Annotated in this window: 22 protein-coding genes and 1 pseudogene; 16 read left to right on the top strand and 7 right to left on the bottom strand. The window is 52.9% G+C overall.

Annotated elements, in window-relative coordinates; genetic code table 11:
• Window positions 1–25 precede the first annotated feature (25 nt).
• Window positions 26–941: pseudogene (gene nhaR / locus NAL19_RS18260) on the top strand (transcriptional activator NhaR).
• A gap of 37 nt (window positions 942–978) precedes the next feature.
• Here the strand turns inward: nhaR and rpsT are convergent.
• A complete protein-coding gene (rpsT, locus tag NAL19_RS18255) occupies window positions 979–1,242 on the bottom strand; it encodes a 30S ribosomal protein S20 (RefSeq protein ID WP_010681770.1) in 264 nt (87 codons plus the stop codon).
• 424 nt (window positions 1,243–1,666) lie between these two features.
• Between rpsT and ribF the strand changes: the two genes are divergently transcribed.
• The 10 genes from ribF to NAL19_RS18205 all read left to right on the top strand — a co-directional run bounded on the left by ribF (window position 1,667) and on the right by NAL19_RS18205 (window position 14,680).
• Window positions 1,667–2,608: a bifunctional riboflavin kinase/FAD synthetase gene (ribF, locus tag NAL19_RS18250; RefSeq protein ID WP_263058086.1), complete on the top strand. Its 942-nt coding sequence runs from the start codon at window positions 1,667–1,669 to the stop codon at window positions 2,606–2,608.
• A gap of 31 nt (window positions 2,609–2,639) precedes the next feature.
• Window positions 2,640–5,453 (top strand): isoleucine--tRNA ligase, encoded by a 2,814-nt coding sequence (ileS, locus tag NAL19_RS18245; protein ID WP_263058085.1) that lies wholly within the window; start codon window positions 2,640–2,642, stop codon window positions 5,451–5,453.
• Window positions 5,450–5,965 carry a signal peptidase II gene (lspA, locus tag NAL19_RS18240; protein ID WP_155116488.1) on the top strand — a complete coding sequence of 172 codons (516 nt, stop codon included), beginning with the start codon at window positions 5,450–5,452 and terminating at the stop codon, window positions 5,963–5,965. The genes ileS and lspA overlap by 4 nt, the downstream gene beginning before the upstream one ends.
• Window positions 5,965–6,438 carry an FKBP-type peptidyl-prolyl cis-trans isomerase gene (gene fkpB / locus NAL19_RS18235; RefSeq protein WP_225085829.1) on the top strand — a complete coding sequence of 158 codons (474 nt, stop codon included), beginning with the start codon at window positions 5,965–5,967 and terminating at the stop codon, window positions 6,436–6,438. Before lspA ends, fkpB begins: the two co-directional genes overlap by 1 nt.
• A complete protein-coding gene (ispH, locus tag NAL19_RS18230; RefSeq protein ID WP_225085828.1) occupies window positions 6,419–7,369 on the top strand; it encodes a 4-hydroxy-3-methylbut-2-enyl diphosphate reductase in 951 nt (316 codons plus the stop codon). The genes fkpB and ispH overlap by 20 nt, the downstream gene beginning before the upstream one ends.
• Window positions 7,370–7,708: 339 nt before the next feature.
• On the top strand, window positions 7,709–8,530 hold the full coding sequence (dapB, locus tag NAL19_RS18225) for a 4-hydroxy-tetrahydrodipicolinate reductase (protein ID WP_225085827.1): 822 nt from the start codon (window positions 7,709–7,711) through the stop codon (window positions 8,528–8,530).
• A 446-nt stretch (window positions 8,531–8,976) separates the two neighbouring features.
• The gene (gene carA / locus NAL19_RS18220) at window positions 8,977–10,125 is read left to right on the top strand and encodes a glutamine-hydrolyzing carbamoyl-phosphate synthase small subunit (protein ID WP_263058084.1); all 1,149 of its coding nucleotides are present in this window, start codon (window positions 8,977–8,979) and stop codon (window positions 10,123–10,125) included.
• A 14-nt stretch (window positions 10,126–10,139) separates the two neighbouring features.
• Window positions 10,140–13,364: a carbamoyl-phosphate synthase large subunit gene (gene carB / locus NAL19_RS18215; protein ID WP_225085825.1), complete on the top strand. Its 3,225-nt coding sequence runs from the start codon at window positions 10,140–10,142 to the stop codon at window positions 13,362–13,364.
• Between the two features lie 160 nt (window positions 13,365–13,524).
• On the top strand, window positions 13,525–14,214 hold the full coding sequence (locus tag NAL19_RS18210; protein ID WP_263059749.1) for a helix-turn-helix transcriptional regulator: 690 nt from the start codon (window positions 13,525–13,527) through the stop codon (window positions 14,212–14,214).
• A gap of 97 nt (window positions 14,215–14,311) precedes the next feature.
• A complete protein-coding gene (locus NAL19_RS18205; RefSeq protein ID WP_256554282.1) occupies window positions 14,312–14,680 on the top strand; it encodes a VOC family protein in 369 nt (122 codons plus the stop codon).
• 97 nt (window positions 14,681–14,777) lie between these two features.
• On the opposite strand, the gene NAL19_RS18200 is transcribed toward NAL19_RS18205, so the two are convergent.
• On the bottom strand, window positions 14,778–15,392 hold the full coding sequence (locus NAL19_RS18200) for a LysE family transporter (protein WP_263058083.1): 615 nt from the start codon (window positions 15,390–15,392) through the stop codon (window positions 14,778–14,780).
• Between the two features lie 203 nt (window positions 15,393–15,595).
• Here NAL19_RS18200 and NAL19_RS18195 point away from each other — a divergent pair, with 203 nt between their 5' ends.
• The 3 genes from NAL19_RS18195 (at window position 15,596) to folA (ending at window position 17,411) form a co-directional block, all read left to right on the top strand.
• Complete coding sequence (locus NAL19_RS18195; protein WP_225085823.1) at window positions 15,596–16,369, top strand: threonine/serine exporter family protein; 774 nt, start codon at window positions 15,596–15,598, stop codon at window positions 16,367–16,369.
• Complete coding sequence (locus tag NAL19_RS18190) at window positions 16,360–16,830, top strand: threonine/serine exporter (RefSeq protein WP_180741494.1); 471 nt, start codon at window positions 16,360–16,362, stop codon at window positions 16,828–16,830. The genes NAL19_RS18195 and NAL19_RS18190 overlap by 10 nt, the downstream gene beginning before the upstream one ends.
• A 98-nt stretch (window positions 16,831–16,928) precedes the next feature.
• On the top strand, window positions 16,929–17,411 hold the full coding sequence (folA, locus tag NAL19_RS18185; protein WP_263058082.1) for a type 3 dihydrofolate reductase: 483 nt from the start codon (window positions 16,929–16,931) through the stop codon (window positions 17,409–17,411).
• A gap of 77 nt (window positions 17,412–17,488) precedes the next feature.
• On the opposite strand, the gene NAL19_RS18180 is transcribed toward folA, so the two are convergent.
• Complete coding sequence (locus tag NAL19_RS18180) at window positions 17,489–18,394, bottom strand: LysR family transcriptional regulator (RefSeq protein WP_263058081.1); 906 nt, start codon at window positions 18,392–18,394, stop codon at window positions 17,489–17,491.
• Window positions 18,395–18,505: 111 nt separating this feature from the next.
• On the opposite strand from NAL19_RS18180, the gene NAL19_RS18175 reads away from it, so the two are divergent.
• The gene (locus NAL19_RS18175) at window positions 18,506–19,030 is read left to right on the top strand and encodes a DMT family transporter (RefSeq protein ID WP_015841770.1); all 525 of its coding nucleotides are present in this window, start codon (window positions 18,506–18,508) and stop codon (window positions 19,028–19,030) included.
• A 142-nt stretch (window positions 19,031–19,172) separates the two neighbouring features.
• Window positions 19,173–19,367 (top strand): hypothetical protein, encoded by a 195-nt coding sequence (locus NAL19_RS18170; RefSeq protein WP_015841769.1) that lies wholly within the window; start codon window positions 19,173–19,175, stop codon window positions 19,365–19,367.
• A gap of 38 nt (window positions 19,368–19,405) precedes the next feature.
• On the opposite strand, the gene apaH is transcribed toward NAL19_RS18170, so the two are convergent.
• The 4 genes from apaH to pdxA are packed head-to-tail and all read right to left on the bottom strand — an operon-like array spanning window position 19,406 to window position 22,456.
• The gene (gene apaH / locus NAL19_RS18165) at window positions 19,406–20,251 is read right to left on the bottom strand and encodes a bis(5'-nucleosyl)-tetraphosphatase (symmetrical) ApaH (protein ID WP_263058080.1); all 846 of its coding nucleotides are present in this window, start codon (window positions 20,249–20,251) and stop codon (window positions 19,406–19,408) included.
• 2 nt (window positions 20,252–20,253) lie between these two features.
• Window positions 20,254–20,631, bottom strand: a complete 378-nt coding sequence (gene apaG / locus NAL19_RS18160) for a Co2+/Mg2+ efflux protein ApaG (RefSeq protein WP_015841767.1) — start codon at window positions 20,629–20,631, stop codon at window positions 20,254–20,256.
• A 12-nt stretch (window positions 20,632–20,643) separates the two neighbouring features.
• A complete protein-coding gene (gene rsmA, locus NAL19_RS18155; RefSeq protein WP_180776764.1) occupies window positions 20,644–21,462 on the bottom strand; it encodes a 16S rRNA (adenine(1518)-N(6)/adenine(1519)-N(6))-dimethyltransferase RsmA in 819 nt (272 codons plus the stop codon).
• Window positions 21,455–22,456 (bottom strand): 4-hydroxythreonine-4-phosphate dehydrogenase PdxA, encoded by a 1,002-nt coding sequence (pdxA, locus tag NAL19_RS18150; protein ID WP_263058079.1) that lies wholly within the window; start codon window positions 22,454–22,456, stop codon window positions 21,455–21,457. Before pdxA ends, rsmA begins: the two co-directional genes overlap by 8 nt.
• Window positions 22,457–22,466 lie beyond the last annotated feature (10 nt).

Here is a 22,466-nt window from a genome sequence, read left to right as displayed (position 1 = left end):
CCGGAGACGCGAAGAGGGGGCGGGTGTGTCTCATTTGAATTTTAATCATCTCTATTATTTCTGGCAGGTTTATAAGTCGGGCTCCGTTGCCGGTGCGGCAGAGACGCTGTTCTTAACGCCGCAGACCATTACCGGGCAGATCAAATGCCTGGAAGAGCGTCTGCAAGGCAAGCTTTTCAAGCGCAAGGGACGGGGGCTGGAACCGACAGAGCTGGGGCAGCTAGTTTTTCGCTATGCGGATAGCATGTTTCAGCTTAGCCAGGGAAATGTTGGATATTGTGAACTACCGCAAAGAATCGAACCTGTTATTCGATGTCGGCGTGGCAGATGCATTGTCCAAACGGCTGGTGAGCAGGGTGCTGGAAACGGTCGTGACGGAACAGGAGCATATCCATTTGCGCTGTTTTGAGTCGACGCACGAAATGCTGCTGGAGCAGTTGAGCCAGCATAAGCTGGATATGATTTTGTCGGATTGTCCGGTAGATTCAACGCAGCAGGAAGGGCTATTTTCAATCAAGTTGGGCGAGTGTGGCGTAAGCTTTTACTGTAAACGTCCTCAGCCCGAAGACGCTTTTCCTGCCTGCCTTGAACAGCGTAAGTTACTGATTCCAGGACGGCGAACTATGCTGGGACGGAAACTGCTGAATTGGTTTACTGCGCAGAATATTCAGGTGAACATTTTGGGGGAATTTGATGATGCGGCGCTGATGACCGCGTTCGGCATTAATAATGACGCCATTTTCGTTGCGCCATCGCTGTATGCCAATGAAATCTACCAGCAGGGCGACATCGTCGAGATCGGCAGGATCGAGAACATTCAGGACGAGTATTACGCGATCTTTGCGGCCAGAATGATCCAGCATCCGGCGGTACAGCGTGTGTGTAACGCGGATTTTTCGGCGCTCTTCTGTGATACGACAGACACAAAAAAACCGGCCTGAGCCGGTTTTTTCTTAGCAACAACACGCAGGTGCGTGATTATTGCATGGCGTTGATGCGCGCAACCAGATTGGATTTATGACGTGCAGCTTTGTTCTTGTGGATCAGGCCTTTACCAGCCTGACGATCCACGATCGGTTGCATGTCATTAAACGCTTTCTGTGCCGCTTCTTTATCGCCAGTCGCGATCGCCGCGTATACTTTCTTGATGAAAGTACGCATCATAGAGCGACGGCTTGCGTTATGCTTACGGCGCTTCTCAGATTGTACGGCGCGTTTCTTAGCTGATTTGATATTAGCCAAGGTCCAACTCCCAAATATATTCAATCGAGGACAATTCAAAGGCCGTGGAATATGCTCGTTTAGCCTTCGTTTGTCAATGGATTTGTGCAAATAAGCGTCGTTGTACGTCGACACTTGTTACGTTGTGATGGCGCAGGATTTTAGCAGCTTCACGCGGTGGAATACAGCCTTTCGCAGCAGAAATTCATCCTGAATGTGATAAAACCCTGTCTGCCATCGGTAAAGTCGGATTGTGCAGGGCATCGGCTATCTGGATATTCTGCGTCTGGACGTCATTCATCGAGGATTCCGCTAAAAAACGTGCAAATATCGGCACTATTTACAGGGTGGCTGCAAAAGGCGCGAATCGCGGGTTAACCTTACTCGCTGTACAAGGTATAATCCGCCGATTTCCATAATATTAACCCTTTGTTCTGGGCCAGCCATGCAGCTAATTCGCGGTATACACAATCTTCGGGCACACCATTACGGCTGTGTGCTCACTATTGGTAATTTTGACGGCGTGCACCTCGGACACCAAATGCTGCTTGAACGACTGAAGCAGGAAGGGCGCGCTCGTGGGCTGCCGGTGATGGTGATGATTTTTGAACCACAGCCGCTGGAACTCTTCGCTGCGGAAAAAGCGCCAGCCCGTTTGACGCGTCTGCGTGACAAGGTGAAATATCTGGCGCAGGCCGGCGTGGACTATCTGCTGTGCGTCAGATTCGATGCGCGTTTTGCCGCCAATGATGCCGAGACGTTCGTTTCTTCTCTGCTGGTGAAGAAATTGGGCGTGAAGTTTCTGGTTGTGGGGGATGACTTCCGCTTCGGGGCTGGTCGTCAGGGAGATTTCCTGTTATTACAGAAGGCTGGACGTGAGTCGGGATTTGATGTTATCAGCACCGATTCGTTCTGTAATGGCGGCAAACGGGTTAGCAGCACGGCGGTGCGAGAAGCGCTGAGTCGTGATGAGCTCGAACGGGCGGAAAGCCTGCTGGGTCACCCTTACTCCATTTCCGGGCGCGTGGAACATGGTAAAGCGCTGGGGCGAACGATCGGGTTTCCCACTGCCAACTTGCCGCTGAAGCGCCAGGTTTCCCCTGTCAGTGGCGTGTATGCCGTCAGCGTTTATGGGCTGGGGCAAAAACCGCTGCCGGGCGTCGCCAATATTGGCACACGTCCGACCGTAAACGGTGACCAACGCCAGCAGCTTGAAGTGCATTTGCTGGACGTGGCGATGAACCTCTATGGTCGCCATATTGAAGTCGTACTGCGTAAAAAGATCCGTAATGAACAGCGTTTTGCTTCGCTCGATGCGTTAAAACAGCAAATCGCCGATGATGTGGTGACAGCCCGGACGTTCTTCGGGTTAAAGACACCGGTTTAATTTTTCTAGCCGAAACGAAATCGAGAATCTAATGAGTGACTATAAGACTACCCTGAACTTGCCGGAAACAGGGTTCCCGATGCGTGGCGATCTGGCCAAGCGCGAACCTGACATGCTGAAACGTTGGTATGAGCAGGATCTGTACGGGATTATTCGCAATGCGAAGAAGGGAAAGAAGACTTTCATTCTGCACGATGGCCCTCCGTACGCGAATGGCAGTATTCATATTGGTCACTCAGTTAACAAGATTCTGAAAGATATTATCGTTAAATCGAAAGGCCTGTCTGGCTACGATTCCCCTTATGTGCCGGGCTGGGACTGCCACGGTCTGCCGATTGAGCTGAAAGTAGAGCAGCTGGTCGGTAAGCCGGGCGAGAAAGTCAGCGCTGCGGAATTCCGCGCAGAGTGTCGCAAATATGCGGCAGAGCAGGTTGCTGGTCAGAAAGCCGACTTTATTCGTCTCGGCGTGCTGGGCGATTGGGATCGTCCTTACCTGACAATGGATTTCAAAACCGAAGCGAACATCATTCGTGCGCTGGGTCGCATCATTGAAAATGGTCACCTGCACAAGGGCGCGAAGCCAGTTCACTGGTGTGCGGATTGCGGTTCCGCGCTGGCGGAAGCAGAAGTCGAATATTACGACAAAACCTCTCCATCCATTGATGTGGCGTTTAACGCCAGCGACGTGGCAGCGGTATTAGCCAAGTTTGGTGTGAGTAGCGTAGAGGGCCCTGTTTCGCTGGTGATCTGGACGACGACGCCGTGGACGCTGCCAGCAAACCGTGCGATCTCACTGAATGCGGAATTCGATTATCAGCTGGTGCAAATTGACGGTCAGGCGCTGATTCTGGCAGCCGATCTGGTTGAAAGCGTGATGAAGCGCGTCGGCGTGACGCAGTGGAGCGTTCTGGGCGACTGTAAAGGCGCGGATCTTGAGCTGCTGCGTTTCAAACACCCGTTCCTGAACTTCGACGTCCCCGCCATTCTGGGCGAGCACGTGACGCTGGATGCGGGTACCGGTGCGGTGCATACCGCCGGTGGTCACGGTCCTGACGACTATGTGATCAGCCAGAAATACAATTTGGAAATCGCTAACCCGGTAGGGCCGAACGGTTGCTACCTGAGCGGCACGTATCCGGAATTGGACGGCAAATTCGTTTTCAAAGCCAACGACCTGATCGTTGAAATCCTGCGTGAAAAAGGCATGTTGCTGCACGTAGAGAAATTACAGCACAGCTACCCGTGCTGCTGGCGTCATAAGTCGCCGATCATTTTCCGTGCGACGCCGCAATGGTTTGTCAGCATGGATCAGAAAGGCCTGCGTAAGCAGTCGTTGTCTGAAATAAAAGGCGTGCAGTGGATCCCGGATTGGGGTCAGGCGCGTATCGAAGCGATGGTCGCCAACCGTCCTGACTGGTGTATCTCCCGTCAGCGTACCTGGGGCGTACCGATGTCGTTGTTCGTTCATAAAGAGACGGAAGAGCTGCATCCGCGCACCGCTGAGCTGATTGAAGCGGTGGCGAAACGTGTTGAAGCCGACGGCATTCAGGCATGGTGGGATCTCGATCCGGCCGATGTACTGGGCGCAGACGCTGACAACTACGTCAAAGTGCCGGACACGCTGGACGTATGGTTCGATTCTGGATCGACGCACGCGTCTGTCGTGGACGTTCGCCCTGAGTTCGGTGGCCATGCGGCGGATATGTATCTGGAAGGGTCTGACCAGCATCGTGGCTGGTTCATGTCTTCCCTGATGATCTCAACGGCGATCAAAGGCAAAGCGCCTTATCGTCAGGTACTGACTCACGGTTTCACCGTTGATGGTCAGGGACGCAAAATGTCCAAGTCGATCGGGAATACTGTGAGTCCGCAGGACGTGATGAATAAGCTGGGTGCTGACATTCTGCGTCTGTGGATCGGTTCAACGGATTACTCCGGTGAAATCGCCGTATCTGATGAGATCCTGAAGCGTTCTGCCGATGCCTATCGCCGTATCCGGAACACCGCGCGTTTCCTGCTGGCGAACCTGAATGGGTTCGATCCACAGCAACATATGGTGAAACCAGAAGATATGGTCGTGCTGGATCGCTGGGCGGTCGGCTGTGCGAAAGCGGCACAGGAGGAGATCCTCGAAGCGTATGAAAGCTATGATTTCCACCGCGTCGTACAACGCCTGATGCAGTTCTGCTCGATCGAGATGGGATCGTTCTATCTGGATATCATTAAAGATCGTCAGTACACGGCAAAAAGCGATAGCGTTGCACGTCGTAGTTGCCAGACTGCGCTATACCATATCTCAGAAGCGCTGGTGCGTTGGATGGCACCGATCATGTCCTTCACGGCAGATGAGATTTGGAGCTACCTGCCGGGAGAGCGTGCGCAATATGTGTTTACCGAAGAGTGGTATGACGGTCTGTTCTCGCTGGATAGCGCAGAAACCATGAACGATGCGTTCTGGGCGGATATCCTGAAAGTGCGTAGCGAAGTGAACAAAGTCATTGAGCAGGCGCGTAACGACAAGCGCATCGGTGGCTCACTGGAAGCCTCTGTCACGCTGTACGCCGATGCCAATCTGGCGGGCAAGCTGAACCAGCTGCGTCAGGAACTGCATTTCGCGCTGTTGACGTCAAAAGCGCTGGTCGAACGTTATGAAAATGCGCCGGATAGCGCGCAGGCAACGGAACTCACCGGACTGAAAATTGCCTTAAGTGAGGCAGAAGGGCACAAGTGTCCACGCTGCTGGCATTACGAGACGGATATCGGTAGCAATGCCGATCATCCTGAAGTGTGTGGTCGCTGTGCGACTAACGTGGGTGGTAACGGCGAAGAGCGTAAATTTGTCTGATGAATAAAATCTGTTCGAGTGGACTGCGCTGGCTCTGGTTAGCGATACTGGTTTTAGTGATCGATCTTGGCAGCAAGCAGTGGATCCTTGCCCACTTTGCGCTGGGGGATACGGTGCCAGTAATGCCTTCTCTGAATCTGCATTACGCCCGTAACTACGGCGCAGCGTTCAGCTTCCTGGCGGATAAAGGCGGCTGGCAACGCTGGTTCTTTGCCGGTATCGCGATTGCTATCGTGGTGGCGCTGCTGGTGATGATGTATCGCGGTAGCGTCAAACACAGGCTGAATAACATTGCGTATTCGCTGATTATCGGCGGCGCATTGGGCAATCTGTTTGATCGGACATGGCATGGGTTTGTCGTCGATTTCATCGACTTCTATGTCGGTGACTGGCACTTTGCCACGTTTAACCTGGCCGATACCGCCATCTGTATTGGAGCAGCGCTCATCGTACTGGAAGGGTTTTTCAGTACGCATGATGATACTGATACCGTTAAGCAAAAGGGTCACTGATGTCCGAGACTGTGCAGCACAACAGCGCGCTGCTGGTGCATTTTATTCTCACGCTGGAGGATGGCTCCATTGCCGAGTCTACGCGTGAGCGCGGCAAACCAGCGCTGTTCCGCCTTGGCGATAGCAGCCTGTCTGATGCGCTGGAACAAAACCTGTTGGGATTGAAGCGTGGCGATAAACGCAAGTTTACGCTGCCGCCGGAGTCGGCCTTTGGGCCGACCAATCCGAACCTGATCCAATTCTTCCTGCGTCGTGATTTCGCTCAGACCGGTGTGCCGGATGTGGGCACCATCATGCTGTTCAGTGGTGTTGCCGGAAATGATATGCCGGGGATTATCCGTGATGTGACCGAGGAATCGGTCACTGTGGATTTCAATCACCCTCTATCCGGTCAGGCGATTACCTTCGATCTCGACGTGCTGGATATCGATCCCGTACAACAGGAGGTGTCCCATGCAGATCCTGCTGGCTAATCCACGCGGCTTTTGTGCCGGTGTCGATCGTGCTATCAGCATTGTGGAACGCGCGTTAGAGCTGTTTGGTACGCCGATCTACGTCCGTCATGAAGTGGTACATAACCGCTATGTGGTTAACGGATTGCGCGAACGTGGTGCCATTTTTATTGAGCAGATTGAAGACGTGCCGGACGGCGCGATTCTGATTTTCTCGGCACATGGCGTTTCGCAAGCGGTACGCAATGAAGCAAAAAGCCGTGACCTGACGGTATTCGATGCCACCTGTCCGCTGGTGACCAAAGTACATATGGAAGTGGCCAGAGCCAGTAAGAAAGGTGTAGAAGCGATTCTTATTGGGCATGCCGGACACCCTGAAGTTGAAGGGACGATGGGTCAGTACAGCAATGCGGATGGTGGCATGTATCTGGTGGAATCCCCCGAGGATGTCTGGCAGCTACAGGTAAAAGACGAAAGCAACCTGTGCTTTATGACGCAAACCACGCTTTCTGTTGATGATACCTATGCGGTGATTGATGCGTTACGTGAGCGTTTTCCGCAGATCGTCGGCCCGCGTAAAGATGATATCTGCTATGCCACGACCAATCGTCAGGAAGCCGTTCGCCATTTGTCGGATAAGGCGGATGTCGTGTTTGTTGTGGGGTCTAAAAATTCCTCAAACTCTAACCGTCTTGCTGAATTGGCACAGAGAGCGGGGAAAGCGGCTTATCTGATTGATTCAGCCGAAGATATCCAGGAGTCATGGGTAGAGGGCGCTTCGCATGTTGGGGTAACCGCAGGCGCATCCGCACCGGATATCCTGGTACAACAGGTGATTCAGCGCCTGAAAGCATTAGGCGGCAAGGTTGCCGTTGAAATGCAGGGGCGTGAAGAAAACATTGTCTTTGAAGTGCCAAAAGAGCTACGTGTTGAAGTCAAACAGGTAGATTAACGCTGTTTCTGTGGTAGGGCTTCGGCCCTACCGCTGTTATGCCCCCTCTGTTTTCTCTCCCCTGTATTCACTCATGAAAATGTTAATGCATAAAAATGAATTTTTATGCGTTATGTCATGTGGTTTATTTTTGACCTTCCCTGCATGTTTTCAAATGCCTCACGATGTTTCATCGCTTTCAGACGTGATTCTGCTATCAGTAGTGAGACAGTTTTGCTGATTTTCTGCGGCTTCAAACAGTATTTTCTAATCTGGTGGTAAATCCGCTGGCGATAGTGCGCGGTGCCCGTTAACCTGATGTTATTTTTATGTCGTCAGGATCAAAAAGAGAGAGACATTATGAAGGATTCATCCATCCGTATTGCGGTTGTAGGTGCGGGCGGCCGCATGGGGCGTCAGCTGATTCAGGCTATCGAGCAAATGGACGGCGTGGTATTGGGCGCGGCGCTGGAACGTTCTGGTTCGTCTCTGCTCGGCAGCGATGCTGGTGAACTCGCCGGGTTAGGTAAAAGCGGTATTACCGTGAATGAAAGCCTGGATGTCGTGCAGAATGATTTCGATATTTTGATCGATTTCACTCGCCCGGAAGGCACATTAGCGCATCTGGCCTTTTGCCGTCAGCACCGTAAGGGCATGATTATTGGGACAACCGGTTTTGATGACGCAGGGAAGGCGGCGATTAAGCAGGCTGCACAGGATATCGGGATTGTGTTTGCAGCGAACTTCAGCGTTGGCGTCAATGTCATGCTGAAGCTGCTGGAAAAAGCGGCGAAGGTCATGGGCGATTATACTGATATCGAAATCATTGAAGCACATCACCGGCACAAGGTGGATGCGCCGTCTGGCACCGCGCTGGCAATGGGCGAAGCGATTGCCGATGCGCTGGGGCGCGATCTGAAATCCTGTGCGGTGTATGCGCGTGAAGGTCATACCGGCGAACGCGATCCGAAAAGTATTGGTTTTGCGACCGTGCGGGCTGGCGATATTGTCGGTGAACATACGGCGATGTTTGCGGATATTGGCGAGCGTGTTGAGATTACCCATAAGGCATCCAGCCGTATGACGTTTGCCAATGGTGCAGTAAGAGCGGCTATCTGGATTAGTTCGAAAGAAAGTGGTCTTTTTGATATGAGAGATGTGCTTTCTCTGGATGATTTATAGTTTTTAATTATTTATAAATAATTCATATCATACTGATAAAGGTGGTTATTTTAATAATCACCTTTATTTTCATTGGTTACGTTTTAATTTCTTCTCCTTACTTGTTTTTATTCGTATTTTGTTCGGTTTTTTAGCGGCAAGACGTCCCCTTTACTCCTGAAATGTCCTTTGCTGGTGATTTGTTATCCTTATTTTAACGATGTTGCCTCGCAACCGTTTACTTACCTAAGTTGATATGGTTTTTTACGTCAGTGGGCAGCGATTTATTCCGGAAAGCATAAAAATAAGAGAAAAAAAGCGGTTTGGGTAGACAATCAGGAAGACCATCATTAAAATGCGCCCAATTTGCCAAAAATTGGCCTTACAGGTAGTTTTTGCATTGATTTAGTGGCTCGAATCTGAATTAATATGCAAATAACGTGATTGTTTATTCCTTGGAGGGTGTTTTGATTAAGTCAGCGCTATTGGTTCTGGAAGACGGAACCCAATTCCACGGTCGGGCCATTGGGGCAGAAGGGTCGGCAGTGGGGGAAGTGGTCTTCAATACGTCGATGACCGGTTATCAAGAAATCCTTACTGATCCTTCCTATTCCCGCCAGATTGTCACTCTCACTTATCCCCATATCGGTAATGTCGGCGCCAATGCCAACGATGAAGAATCTCCCTCTGTACAGGCTCAAGGTCTGGTTATTCGCGATTTACCTCTGATTGCCAGCAACTACCGTAGTGAAGAAAGCCTGTCTGAATACCTCAAGCGCAACAACATCGTCGCCATTGCTGATATTGATACCCGTAAACTGACTCGTCTGCTGCGTGAAAAAGGCGCACAGAATGGCTGCATCATCGCGGGCGATGCGCCGGACGCCACTGTCGCGTTGGAGAAAGCGAAAGCCTTCCCCGGGTTGAAGGGAATGGATCTGGCAAAAGAAGTGACGACGGCAGAAAGCTACAGCTGGTTACAGGGAAGCTGGACGCTGGAAGGTGAATTGCCCGCGGCGAAAAACGAAAGCGAACTGCCTTACCACGTTGTGGCGTATGACTACGGTGTGAAACGCAACATTTTGCGTATGCTGGTGGATCGCGGCTGCCGCCTGACGGTGGTTCCGGCACAGACACCGGCTGAAGATGTGCTGAAGTTGAATCCAGACGGTATTTTCCTTTCTAACGGCCCAGGCGACCCTGAGCCGTGTGACTACGCAATTCGCGCGATCAAAACCTTCCTGGAAACGGATATTCCGGTATTCGGTATCTGCCCTGGTCACCAACTGCTGGCGCTGGCGAGCGGTGCGAAGACCATCAAAATGAAGCTGGGTCATCACGGCGGCAACCATCCGGTAAAAGATCTGGATAACAACTGCGTGATGATTACCGCGCAGAACCACGGCTTTGCGGTGGATGAAGATAATCTGCCTGACACGCTGCGCGTCACGCACAAATCCCTGTTTGACCACACGGTTCAGGGGATTCACCGCACGGATAAGCCAGCGTTCAGCTTCCAGGGGCACCCAGAAGCGAGCCCAGGCCCGCATGATGCTGCGCCGCTGTTCGACCACTTTATTGACTTGATTCAGACTTACCGTTCTTCCGCTAAATAATCAGGAGCGAGACAATGCCAAAACGTACAGATATTAAAAGCATCCTGATTCTGGGCGCCGGCCCGATTGTTATCGGCCAGGCGTGTGAGTTTGACTACTCGGGTGCACAAGCCTGTAAAGCGCTGCGTGAAGAGGGTTACCGCGTTATTCTGGTGAACTCCAACCCGGCAACCATCATGACTGACCCGGAAATGGCCGATGCGACCTACATCGAGCCGATTAACTGGGAAGTGGTGCGTAAAATCATTGAAAAAGAGCGTCCAGACGCGGTGCTGCCAACGATGGGCGGCCAGACCGCGCTGAACTGTGCGCTGGAGCTGGAACGTCAGGGCGTGTTGGCCGAGTTCGGCGTCACCATGATTGGTGCAACGGCGGATGCCATTGATAAAGCAGAAGATCGCCGCCGTTTTGACGTCGCGATGAAGAAGATCGGTCTGGACACCGCGCGTTCCGGTATTGCGCACACGATGGAAGAAGCACTAGCCGTGGCGGCTGATGTGGGCTTCCCGTGCATCATCCGTCCTTCCTTCACGATGGGCGGCACTGGTGGCGGTATCGCGTACAACCGCGAAGAGTTTGAAGAGATCTGCGAACGCGGGCTGGATCTTTCGCCAACCAAAGAGCTGCTGATTGATGAATCGCTGATCGGTTGGAAAGAGTACGAGATGGAAGTGGTGCGTGATAAGAACGACAACTGCATCATCGTCTGCTCCATCGAAAACTTCGATGCGATGGGGATTCACACCGGAGACTCCATCACCGTCGCACCTGCACAAACGCTGACCGATAAAGAATATCAAATCATGCGTAACGCCTCGATGGCGGTACTGCGTGAAATCGGCGTAGAAACTGGCGGTTCTAACGTCCAGTTCTCGGTGAACCCGAAAACCGGTCGTCTGATTGTTATCGAAATGAACCCGCGCGTATCGCGTTCTTCCGCACTGGCTTCTAAAGCGACGGGCTTCCCGATTGCAAAAATCGCAGCCAAGCTGGCGGTGGGCTACACGCTTGATGAACTGATGAACGACATCACCGGTGGCCGTACCCCAGCGTCCTTCGAACCGGCTATCGACTACGTTGTCACCAAGATCCCACGTTTCAACTTCGAAAAATTCGCCGGTGCCAACGACCGTTTGACCACGCAGATGAAATCTGTGGGGGAAGTGATGGCAATTGGTCGCACACAGCAGGAATCCCTGCAAAAAGCGCTGCGTGGGCTGGAAGTGGGGGCAACGGGCTTCGATCCGAAAGTGGATTTAGACGACCCAGAAGCGCTGACCAAAATTCGCCGCGAGCTGAAAGATGCGGGTGCCGAGCGTATCTGGTACATCGCCGATGCCTTCCGTGCGGGGATGTCAGTCGATGGTGTCTTTAACCTGACTAACGTCGATCGCTGGTTCCTGGTGCAAATTGAAGAGCTGGTACGTCTGGAAGAGCAAGTGGCAGAAAAAGGCGCCACCGCGCTGGATGCCGAGTTCCTGCGTATGCTGAAGCGTAAAGGCTTTGCCGATGCGCGTCTGGCGAAGTTAGCTGGCGTGGCGGAAAGCGAAATTCGCAAACTGCGCGATAAGTTCGACCTGCACCCGGTGTACAAGCGTGTTGATACCTGTGCGGCAGAATTCGCGACCGACACGGCTTACATGTACTCCACGTATGAAGAAGAGTGTGAAGCTAATCCGAGTCAGGATCGTGACAAGATCATCGTACTGGGCGGCGGACCAAACCGTATTGGCCAAGGGATCGAATTTGACTACTGCTGCGTCCACGCTTCTCTGGCGCTGCGTGAAGATGGCTATGAAACCATCATGGTCAACTGTAACCCGGAAACTGTTTCAACCGACTATGACACATCTGACCGTCTGTACTTCGAGCCGGTAACGTTTGAAGACGTGCTGGAAATTGTACGTATCGAGAAGCCAAAAGGCGTTATCGTGCAGTACGGCGGCCAGACGCCGCTGAAACTGGCGCGTGCGCTGGAAGCGGCAGGTGTGCCGGTTATCGGTACCAGTCCGGATGCGATTGACCGTGCAGAAGACCGTGAACGGTTCCAACAGGCGGTTAATCGTCTGGGGCTGAAGCAGCCTGCTAACGCTACGGTAGCGACGATTGAACAGGCGGTAGAAAAAGCGCGTGGCATCGGCTACCCGCTGGTTGTGCGTCCTTCTTATGTTCTGGGCGGCCGCGCGATGGAAATCGTGTATGACGAAATTGACCTGCGTCGTTACTTCCAGACCGCCGTTAGCGTGTCCAACGATGCGCCGGTGCTGTTAGACCGCTTCCTTGACGATGCCATCGAAGTCGATGTCGATGCGATCTGTGACGGTGAACGTGTACTGATTGGCGGCATTATGGAGCACATCGAGCAGGCTGGGGTTCACTCCGGTGACTCGGCGTGCTCACTGCCAGCCTACACGCTGAGCAAAGAGATTCAGGACGTGATGCGTCAGCAGGTTGAAAAACTGGCGTTTGAACTCTGCGTTCGCGGCCTGATGAACGTGCAGTTTGCGGTGAAGGATAATGAAGTTTATCTGATTGAAGTGAACCCGCGTGCGGCGCGTACTGTACCGTTTGTCTCGAAAGCGACTGGCGTTCCGCTGGCGAAAGTCGCGGCACGTGTGATGGCAGGCAAAACGCTGGCTGAGCAGGGCGTCACGAAAGAGATTATCCCGCCGTACTATTCGGTGAAAGAAGTGGTGCTGCCGTTCAACAAATTCCCTGGCGTTGACCCGATTCTGGGGCCAGAAATGCGTTCGACTGGGGAAGTGATGGGCGTTGGCCGCACGTTTGCCGAAGCGTTTGCCAAGGCGATGCTGGGCAGCAATTCGCACATGAAGAAAACCGGACGTGCGCTGCTGTCGGTGCGTGAAGGCGACAAAGCGCGCGTGGTGGATCTGGCGGCCAAACTGCTGAAGCACGGCTTTGAGCTGGATGCGACGCACGGTACGGCGATTGAACTGGGTGAAGCGGGCATTAATCCGCGTCTGGTGAACAAGGTGCATGAAGGTCGTCCGCACATTCAGGACCGCATCAAGAACGGCGAGTACACCTACATCGTCAACACCACCGCAGGGCGTCAGGCGATTGAAGACTCCAAGCTGATTCGCCGCAGTGCGCTGCAATACAAGGTGCATTACGACACGACGCTGAACGGCGGTTTCGCCACGGCAATGTCGTTAACGGCCGATCCGACGGAGAAAGTCACCTCCGTGCAGGAAATGCATGCGATGATTAAAGGCTGATTGACCGACCTCGGTAGACAATAAGCTGATGATGAAAGCCAGCGTTGGTAACAGCGCTGGCTTTTTTGTATTTTTGTTTAGCCTGAAATCCTCTTTCCAGTCATTCTGTTTTGAGGCAGGTATTGAGCAGGTTTCCTATGCCTGATATCAGGGTGAGATGATGTCCAGAACGCAGCGTTTGCTTGAGCTTTTACAGATATTACGCCATCACCGGTTTCCCGTAACAGGGGCGTATTTGGCGGAAAAGTTAAGTGTGAGCCAGAGAACGGTCTATCGTGATATTGCCACGCTACAGTTGCAGGGAGCGCATATTGAGGGGGAGGCGGGATTAGGTTATATCCTGCGCCCAGGGTTCATTCTGCCCCCTCTGATGTTTTCAGAAGAGGAAATTGAAGCATTAGTGTTGGGCTCGCGCTGGGTTGTCCGAAGAACAGATGAGCGTTTGGCGGGGGCAGCCCGTAATGCGTTGATGAAGATTGCCGCGGTATTACCACCAGAGTTGCGTAACGCGCTTGATTCTTCAGGACTATTAGTGGGTAAGGCGGAATTTACTCCCGCTGTTGCTATCGACTTATCAGCCTTACGTTACGCTATTCGGGCAGAACGGCGCACGGAGATTGCTTATTGTGACCTTCAGGGCAATGAGTCTCTCCGAATTATCTGGCCGTTTGCATTGGGATTTTTCGATCAAACGCATGTGATTGCCGCCTGGTGCGAACGCCGTCAGCAGTTTCGTCACTTCAGGGCTGAACGCATCCGTAGTATGACGGTGTTGGAGCAGCGTTATCTTCGTCGTCGCCAGCAGTTATTAAAAGAATGGCATGAAAAAGAGGACATTCCTCAGCAGTAATGGCTACTGACAGAAATTGACATCAGTGCGTACTACGATGCATTCAGGCAAGCAGAAGCCTTCTGCTTATTACCCACCTGATTACAGGGAGTCTCTGATGAACGCACCAAATTTTATTATTTTATATGTGGAAGATGCCATTACCAGCGAACGTTTCTATCGTGAACTGTTTGATTTTCAGCCTGTTGAGAAGTCGGAAAACTTTGCCATGTTTGCCTTTGACTCAGGGCTATTATTGGGGTTGTGGTCTAAGCATGAGGTTAAACCGCTAACCCAACTGGCGGGCGGTGGTAGCGAATTAGCCATTCGTGTCGAGAGTGAGGTCGCACTGAACGCGATTTATGAAAACTGGAAGGCACGGGATATGACTATCGCTCAGGACATCACCCAGATGGATTTTGGCCTGACATTCGTAGCACTCGATCCCGATCACCATCGGTTACGTGTTTATTATGCCAGCTACTAAGCTAGCGTCAGGATAAGAACATAACCCCTTCGGTGAAAATCGAGGGGGTTTTTATATCAATCCAGACGGCAACAGGCGAGCAAGCCTAGTGGCAATCTCACCCCAGTGCCACCTTGATGCCCAATGCGATCAATACCGTTCCTAGCAGTTTATCCACCAGTTTTTGCACTTTAGCCAGCCCACGCCGTACCGGCTCACTTTGGAAAAGCAGCACCAGCACCGGCCACCAGATGGCCGCGAGCAGCCAGATAATCATGGCATACCACAGCTTTTCACCGATACCAGAGTGGATATTCAGGACCTGTGTGAACATCGCCAGAAAGAACAGTGTCGCTTTCGGGTTAAGCAAGTTACAGAGGTAACCTTGCAGAAATGCTTTTTTCAGGCTGACGCTTTGCGGCCCCTGAGTTGAAACATCCATCTTGCTGCCACCGCGCGCGAATAATGCCTGAATACCGATCCAGATCAGATAGGCGGCGCCGGCATATTTCAGTACATTAAATAGCCACGGTGTCGTCGTGATGACGACGGCCAACCCGGCGACGCAGTACGCCATATGGGTTGCAACGCCGCAGATTACGCCAAACGCAGTCATCAGCGCGGCGACGCGTGGATAGCGTGTGGCGTTCTTGATAATGAGGAAAAAGTCCGGGCCGGGAGAGAGCATTCCCAGCGTGGCGATGGTGGCGACAAACAGCGATGTTTCTAGCATGGTCATTCCAGAGCGCGAAAGGAGTCAGAATGGTTGAAATGATAGCGCCAGAATAATGAATTCGCATCATGCTTATTGGTTATTCGGCGGTGATATGTTAACAATTATCCTTTCATTTTTTGTGGTTAATTTCAGGGGCGGGTTGAGATAACAACATGGTCAGTGAATGTGAGAACCGTGAATTACTAAGTAATACAAAACGGATGGGGGAAGCGCCACAGCAGCGGGAAATCACCCGGCTGTGCATCCAGTGCGCACTGCTGCTATTACAGCATGGCGCAGAGAGTATGGTCGTGGAACAGCTATCGTCACGGCTGGGTATGGCGCTGGGTGCTGATAGCGTTGAGAGTTCCATCTCGGCAAACTCGATTGTCCTGACCACCATCATGCAGGGACATTGCCTGACGTCGACACGAAAGAATGTCGACCGCGGCATTAACATGCACGTTGTCATTGAAGTTCAGCATGCGGTCATCATGGCCGAGCATAAACTGCTGGATGTGGCGGGAGTGGAAAAGCGTCTGGGGAACATCAAACCCTTGCGCTACCCGCGCTGGCTGATGGTTTCGGTTGTGGCGCTCTCCTGCGGCTGCTTCAGCCGTTTGAATGGCGGCGGGTGGGACGCGTTTATCGTCACGCTGATTGCCAGCGGTCTGGCGATGTATGTTCGGCAGGTCTTTACGGCGCGACACCTGAATCCGTTGATCAACTTCTGCATTACGGCATTTGTTGCCACGTCGGCATCCGGGCTGTTGATGCGTTTACCCACTTTTTCTCAAACCTCTACAGTGGCGATGGCGGCGAGCGTGCTGCTGTTGGTTCCCGGTTTTCCGCTGATTAACGCCGTGGCGGATATGTTTAAAGGGCACGTGAATACCGGTCTGGCGCGCTGGACGGTGGCGAGTTTACTGACGCTGGCAACCTGTATCGGTGTAGTGATGGCGTTATCACTGTGGGGGTTACGCGGATGGGCTTAAGTTTACTGTGGGCGCTCTTGCAGGATATGGTGCTGGCGGCTGTTCCGGCGTTAGGGTTTGCGATGGTCTTCAATGTTCCGCTAAGAGCATTGCCTTATTGTGCGCTGCTGGGCGGCGTCGGGCACGGCGTACGGTTTCTGGCGGTCCACTTCGGTATGAATATTGAGTGGGCATCGTTTTTGGCGGCGATCCTGATTGGTATCATCGGTATTCGTTGGTCACGTTGGCTGTTAGCGCATCCGAAAGTCTTTACCGTCGCGGCCGTAATCCCGATGTTTCCGGGGATTTCTGCCTACACGGCGATGATTTCGGTAGTGGAAATTTCGCATCTTGGCTACAGCGAGGCGCTGATGAACGTCATGGTGACGCATTTCCTGAAAGCGAGTTTTATCGTTGGCGCGCTCTCTATCGGCCTGTCTTTACCGGGAATCTGGCTCTATCGCAAACGGCCGGGAGTATAAAACTCTTATATTACGTTTCGGTCTCGTATCTATATCGACGAGCGAAAGGGCTTTCCGTATAGTGTCAGCAATTTTCTGACCTACAGGGTTTTTTCACCATGGTTATTAGTTTGATTGCTGCACTGGCAGTGGATCGCGTAATCGGTATGGAAAACGCGATGCCGTGGCATTTGCCCGCCGATCTGGCATGGTTTAAGCGTAATACGCTGAATAAGCCGATTATTATGGGGCGTAATACTTTCCGTTCTATCGGTCAGCCGCTGCCCGGCCGACTGAACATTGTCGTCAGTAATCATCCCGGTGATGACGATCGTGTGACCTGGGTCTCTTCGCTGGATGCTGCGCTGGCGGCGGCGGGTGACCTTGATGAAGTGATGGTGATTGGCGGCGGCAGTATTTATCAACAAATGCTGGCGCAGGCTAACCGTCTTTACCTGACGCACATTGACGCTGAAGTGGAAGGCGACACGCATTTCCCTGACTATGAGCCGGATGAATGGCAGTCTGTTTTCAGCGAATTCCATGATGCTGACGAGCGTAACTCACACAGTTATTGCTTCGAAATTCTGGAACGTCGCTAAGTGTAATAGCGCTGTCGACATACCATACTCGCCAAACCCGCCTTGTGCGGGTTTTTTCGTTTTCTGACCCAATGTTTTTAATTTGCCGTCTGGCAGCTTTCCCAAATGGCGTTTCTCAGCCAGCGATGCGCAGGATCGCTCCCGCGTCGCGTGTGCCATACCTGCTGGAAGGCAAAGTCGGGCATCGTGAACGGAGGCGGAAAAATGTGCAAATCTGGCGTATTGATTCGTGCCATGCTACGCCGCGCGGCAGTCAATATCAGGTCAGTTCCGGCAATGAGGTTGATGGCGGCATGCCAATGGGGCAGCGTCAGCACGACATTGCGCGACAGGCCGCTTGCGGTCAGCGTGTTGTCAATTTCATTGGCAGAATCAGGATGCATGGTGACCAGAACATGTGGCCGATCCAGCCATGCCTCAAGCGACAGCGTACCGTTTTCTGACAGCGTGTCACGGTCAGCCAGACAGGCAAATTGCTCTTCAAAGAGGAGCTCGGCGTGCACCTCGGGTGGGCGTGTGGGGAAAACGCCGAGGCCTAAATCGATTTCTCCATCAATCAACTGTGCCAGCATCATTTCACGGCCTGCATGGCTGACGGCCAGCGAAATACCGGGGGCCTGTGTGCGTAGATACCTCATGAGCGTTGGCAAGACGGCATTCGTACCATAATCTGAGAGCGCTAAACGGAAATGCCGCGTGGTATGGCGCGGATCGAACTGTGGCGCTTGAATCAGCCCGTTCAGTTGATCCAGCGCCTGTTCCAGCGGATCGAGTAGCGCCTGAGCGCGGGTCGTCAGTGTCAGGCCAATTTCACGCCGGACTAGCAGCGGATCGTTAAAAATCTGGCGCAGCTGTGCTAATGAATGGCTGACGGCAGGCTGACTGCGGTGCAGGCGCAGCGCTGCCCGCGTGACGTGTTTTTCCGTCAACAGCGCGTGCAGTGTTAACAACAGATTCATATCGATACGCCGCAAATCATCCATTCTATGCATACCTTACGTATAAACTACGAATTTCCATCAGTGTAATGGATATATGAGTATTGGAACATCCCAATTATGTTGTGAACTTTATAGTGTGAACGAGGGGGTTCCATGTCGTTATTCTCTTCTTTTTCTCTCTCATTGCTGCTGCCGCTGGGTATTGCTGTGCTTGCCGGGAGCATTGTGCCTTTTCAGGCTGCCAGCAATGCGGCGCTGGGACGTGCGTTAGGGCATCCTCTTTGGGCGACGCTGGTCTCACTGCTGGTCAGTATTTGTGTGTTGTTACCGATCCTGTTTGCTGCCCGGATACCGACGCCTGCGGTTGGCGCTGCTTTGCAGGGGCCGTGGTGGGTTTGGCTGGGTGGTGTCGCGGGCGTTGCTTATATCACCGCCGCGTTGTTGCTGACGCCAAAGCTCGGTGCCTCAGGCTTTATTGTCTGTGTGATTGCTGGTCAGGTGGTGGCATCGCTGATTATCGATCATTTTGGTTTGATGGGGCTGGCGGTGAAGCCTGCGACGCTGGGGCGAATCGCGGGGGTTGCGTTAATCGTTATGGGGATGCTGGTGGTGCAATACTCTGCGGTTTCTCCGCCGCTGACAAAACCTGCCGTTGAAACCCATAAGCAACCACAATGAGCGGCGATCTCTCTATTTTTTAGCCGGAATGGGTCACATTTTCGTCATCTATTATCGCTAGTATGACAACGGGTTGCGGCTTTCCGTCGTTAAATCAAGATGTCGTTAAGCCGCTGTGTTTGATAGGTAGGAGACAGTAAGCATGACGAATAGAAACAGCAATCTGAATACTGACCGCCTGAGCGATCCACGCCGCCGTGAATTACCCTCAGGCGATGTAGAAGCCGTTGGCCTGGCTGGGTTTCTTGGTGGTGGTATTTGGTCGATTCCCGCCGAGGAGTTAGCCGCTCCGCCGTCCAAAAAGGTTCAGTCTGGGACGGCCTTCCCCTTTCTGTAACGGTGGTGCGCTGCGCATGAGCGTATGAATCCGCACGTTCAGAGCGCGATATCACCAGAAGATTCGGTATTTGATGAAAGTGACGACTGCGTGAAATAGCGCTTATCGTCCCAACGCAGCATAGTCAACTCTCCCCCCCAACAGCACCCGGTATCCAGCGCGTAAATATTTTCCGGTGTGCCTTTCCCTTCCAGCGATGCCCAGTGACCGAAGGCAATAGCATATTCCCCGGCAACCTGACTTGGCAGATCAAACCACGGTTTTAGCAGAGAAGGAGCCTGACTCGGTGGCTCTTTACAGAGCATATCCAACTGCCCGCCGGAGAAGCAGTAGCGCATACGGGTAAAGACGTTGGTGCTAAAGCGTAGACGTGCCAGGCCGCTAAGTTCTGGACTCCAGTGGTTCGGCATATCGCCATACATGGCATCAAGGAAAAGCGGATAGCTGTCGCTGCTCAGGATCGCTTCGACTTCTCGAGCGCACATCTGTGCAGTAGGGAGATCCCACTGCGGCGTGATGCCCGCGTGCGCCATCACCAGTTTCAGATCGTCATTGACCTGTAGGATCGGCTGGCGGCGTAGCCAGTTGATGAGCTCGTCTGCGTCCGGTGCGGTGAGGAGATCGCTGATACGATCTTTCGGTTTGTTGCGGCTGATGCCTGCATAAACAGCCAACAGGTGCAGATCGTGGTTGCCGAGCACCATGCGAACAGCAGAACCGAGAGAGCGAACGAAGCGCAGAACCTGAAGCGAATCCGGGCCGCGAGCGACTAAATCGCCGGTTAACCACAGCGTATCTTGCTCAGGATTAAAGGAAACTTGCGCCAATAGCGCTTTGAGTTCAACTAAACAGCCGTGAACATCGCCAACTAAATAGGTAGACATAATTAATGTATCAGTGAAGGGATAGCCAGACGGAAAACGGGGATGGAAACCTGAAACGCTTTACCCTGATGGTCAGTCATATGGTAGTGGCCTTCCATTGTACCGAGGGGCGTTTCTATAACGGCACCGCTGGTATATTGGAACTCGCTGCCAGGGTGGATAATCGGCTGTTCGCCGACCACGCCTTCACCCTGAACTTCAGTTTGTCGGCCGTTACCGTTGGTGATCAGCCAATAACGCCCCAAGAGCTGGACTTCATGACGCCCCAGATTGCGAACCGTAATCGTGTAAGCAAACACGAAACGTTCTTCATCAGGCTCCGATTGTGATTCCACGTAGAAGCTCTGAACCTGTACACAAACACGGGGCGCATTAATCATGATGAACTCCAGTTATTCCTGTTTTGCCGGATGCTCACTTAACCAGTTCGCCAATCGGCAATATTGCTCAACGGACACATTCTCTGCGCGGCTGGTGGCATCAATCCCCAGCTCAGCGAGCACTTCTGGGGTGAACAGATTGCCCAGACTGTTACGCAGTGTCTTACGGCGCTGGTTAAATGCTTCCGTCGTGATGCGGCTTAGCACGCGAATGTCGCTGACCGGGTAGGGGATCTCGGTATGAGGCACGAGTCGCACTACGGCGGAATCAACTTTAGGTGCGGGCTTGAATGCCTCCGGTGGCACTTCAAGCACCGGTATCACCTGACAATAATACTGCGCCATGACGCTCAGGCGCCCGAACGCTTTGCTGTTCGGCCCAGCGACCAAACGGTTAACCACTTCTTTCTGCAACATAAAGTGCATGTCGCGGATAGATTGAGTATAGCTGAACAGGTGGAACATCAGCGGTGTGGAAATATTATACGGTAGGTTACCGAAAACGCGCAGCGGTTGCCCAGCTTGCTCAGCAAGTGCGGCAAAATCGATCGTCATGGCATCTTGCTGAATAATTGTCAGCTTATCTTTCAGCGTCGGATGCGTTTCCAACCGCGCGGCCAGATCCCTGTCCAGCTCAATAACGGTAAAACGATCCATCCGTTCGCCGACAGGCGCGGTTAGTGCGCCGAGGCCTGGCCCGATCTCTACGACTGCTTGACCCGGCTGAGGATGAATGGCCGACACAATGCTATCGATCACGAAGTGATCGTTTAAAAAGTTTTGCCCAAAACGTTTACGGGCGAAGTGACCTTGGTGTACGCGATTATTCATTACTGTGTTTTATCATTTTAATGGCAAGATTTAATGCCGTGATGAAGCTGCCGGGGTCGGCGCTACCCGTTGCGGCCAGCTCAAGTGCTGTTCCGTGGTCAACTGATGTGCGAATAAAGGGTAACCCCAGCGTGATATTAACGGCGCGCCCGAAGCCCTGATATTTCAGAACCGGGAGCCCTTGATCGTGGTACATCGCCAACACGGCGTCAGCGTGTTGCAGATATTTGGGCTGGAAAAGCGTGTCGGCAGGCAGCGGCCCAACCAGCGTGATGCCTTGTTGCCGAAGTTCGTCCAGCGCAGGGTTAATCACATCCAGCTCTTCACGGCCCATATGGCCGCCTTCACCGGCATGAGGATTCAATCCACAAACATAAATCTGCGGTTGAACGATGCCGAATTTTGTCTGCAAATCATGATGCAAAATAGTGATGACTTCGTGCAGGCTCTGACGGGTGATAGCCGCAGAAACGGCGGCAAGCGGCAGATGCGTGGTCGCTAGGGCAACACGCAGCTCTTCCGTCGCCAGCATCATGACGACGCGGTCACAGTGGCTGCGATCGGCGAAAAATTCAGTGTGTCCACTGAACGGGACGCCGGCATCGTTGATAATGCCCTTATGTACCGGGCCGGTAATCAGCGCGGCAAATTCACCGTTCAGGCAACCATCGCAAGCTCGCGCCAAGGTGTCAACGACATAAGCGCTGTTAGCGACATTCAATTGGCCTGGAATGACGGTTGCCGGTGCGGCGATTGGCAGGATGGTGAGGCTACCTGCCTGCTGTGGCTGTGCGGGGTGACCGGGTTGATAGTCACGCAGCGTCAGCGGCATAGACAATTGCAGCGCGCGACTGAGTAGCAGCTCGGGATCCGCACAGATGACTAGCTCCACAGGCCAGGCCTGCTGAGCCAGAGCAATCACCAGATCGGGGCCAATCCCGGCGGGTTCGCCGGGGGTGATCACAACGCGTGGCGTATTGCTCTCAGTCTGCATGAGTTTCAAT

It is taken from the genome of Pectobacterium sp. F1-1, from assembly GCF_025643735.1.
Classification (GTDB): Bacteria; Pseudomonadota; Gammaproteobacteria; order Enterobacterales; family Enterobacteriaceae; genus Pectobacterium; species Pectobacterium colocasium.
Note: the sequence above shows the minus strand (reverse complement) of the source record. Positions and strands in the feature narration are given on the sequence as shown.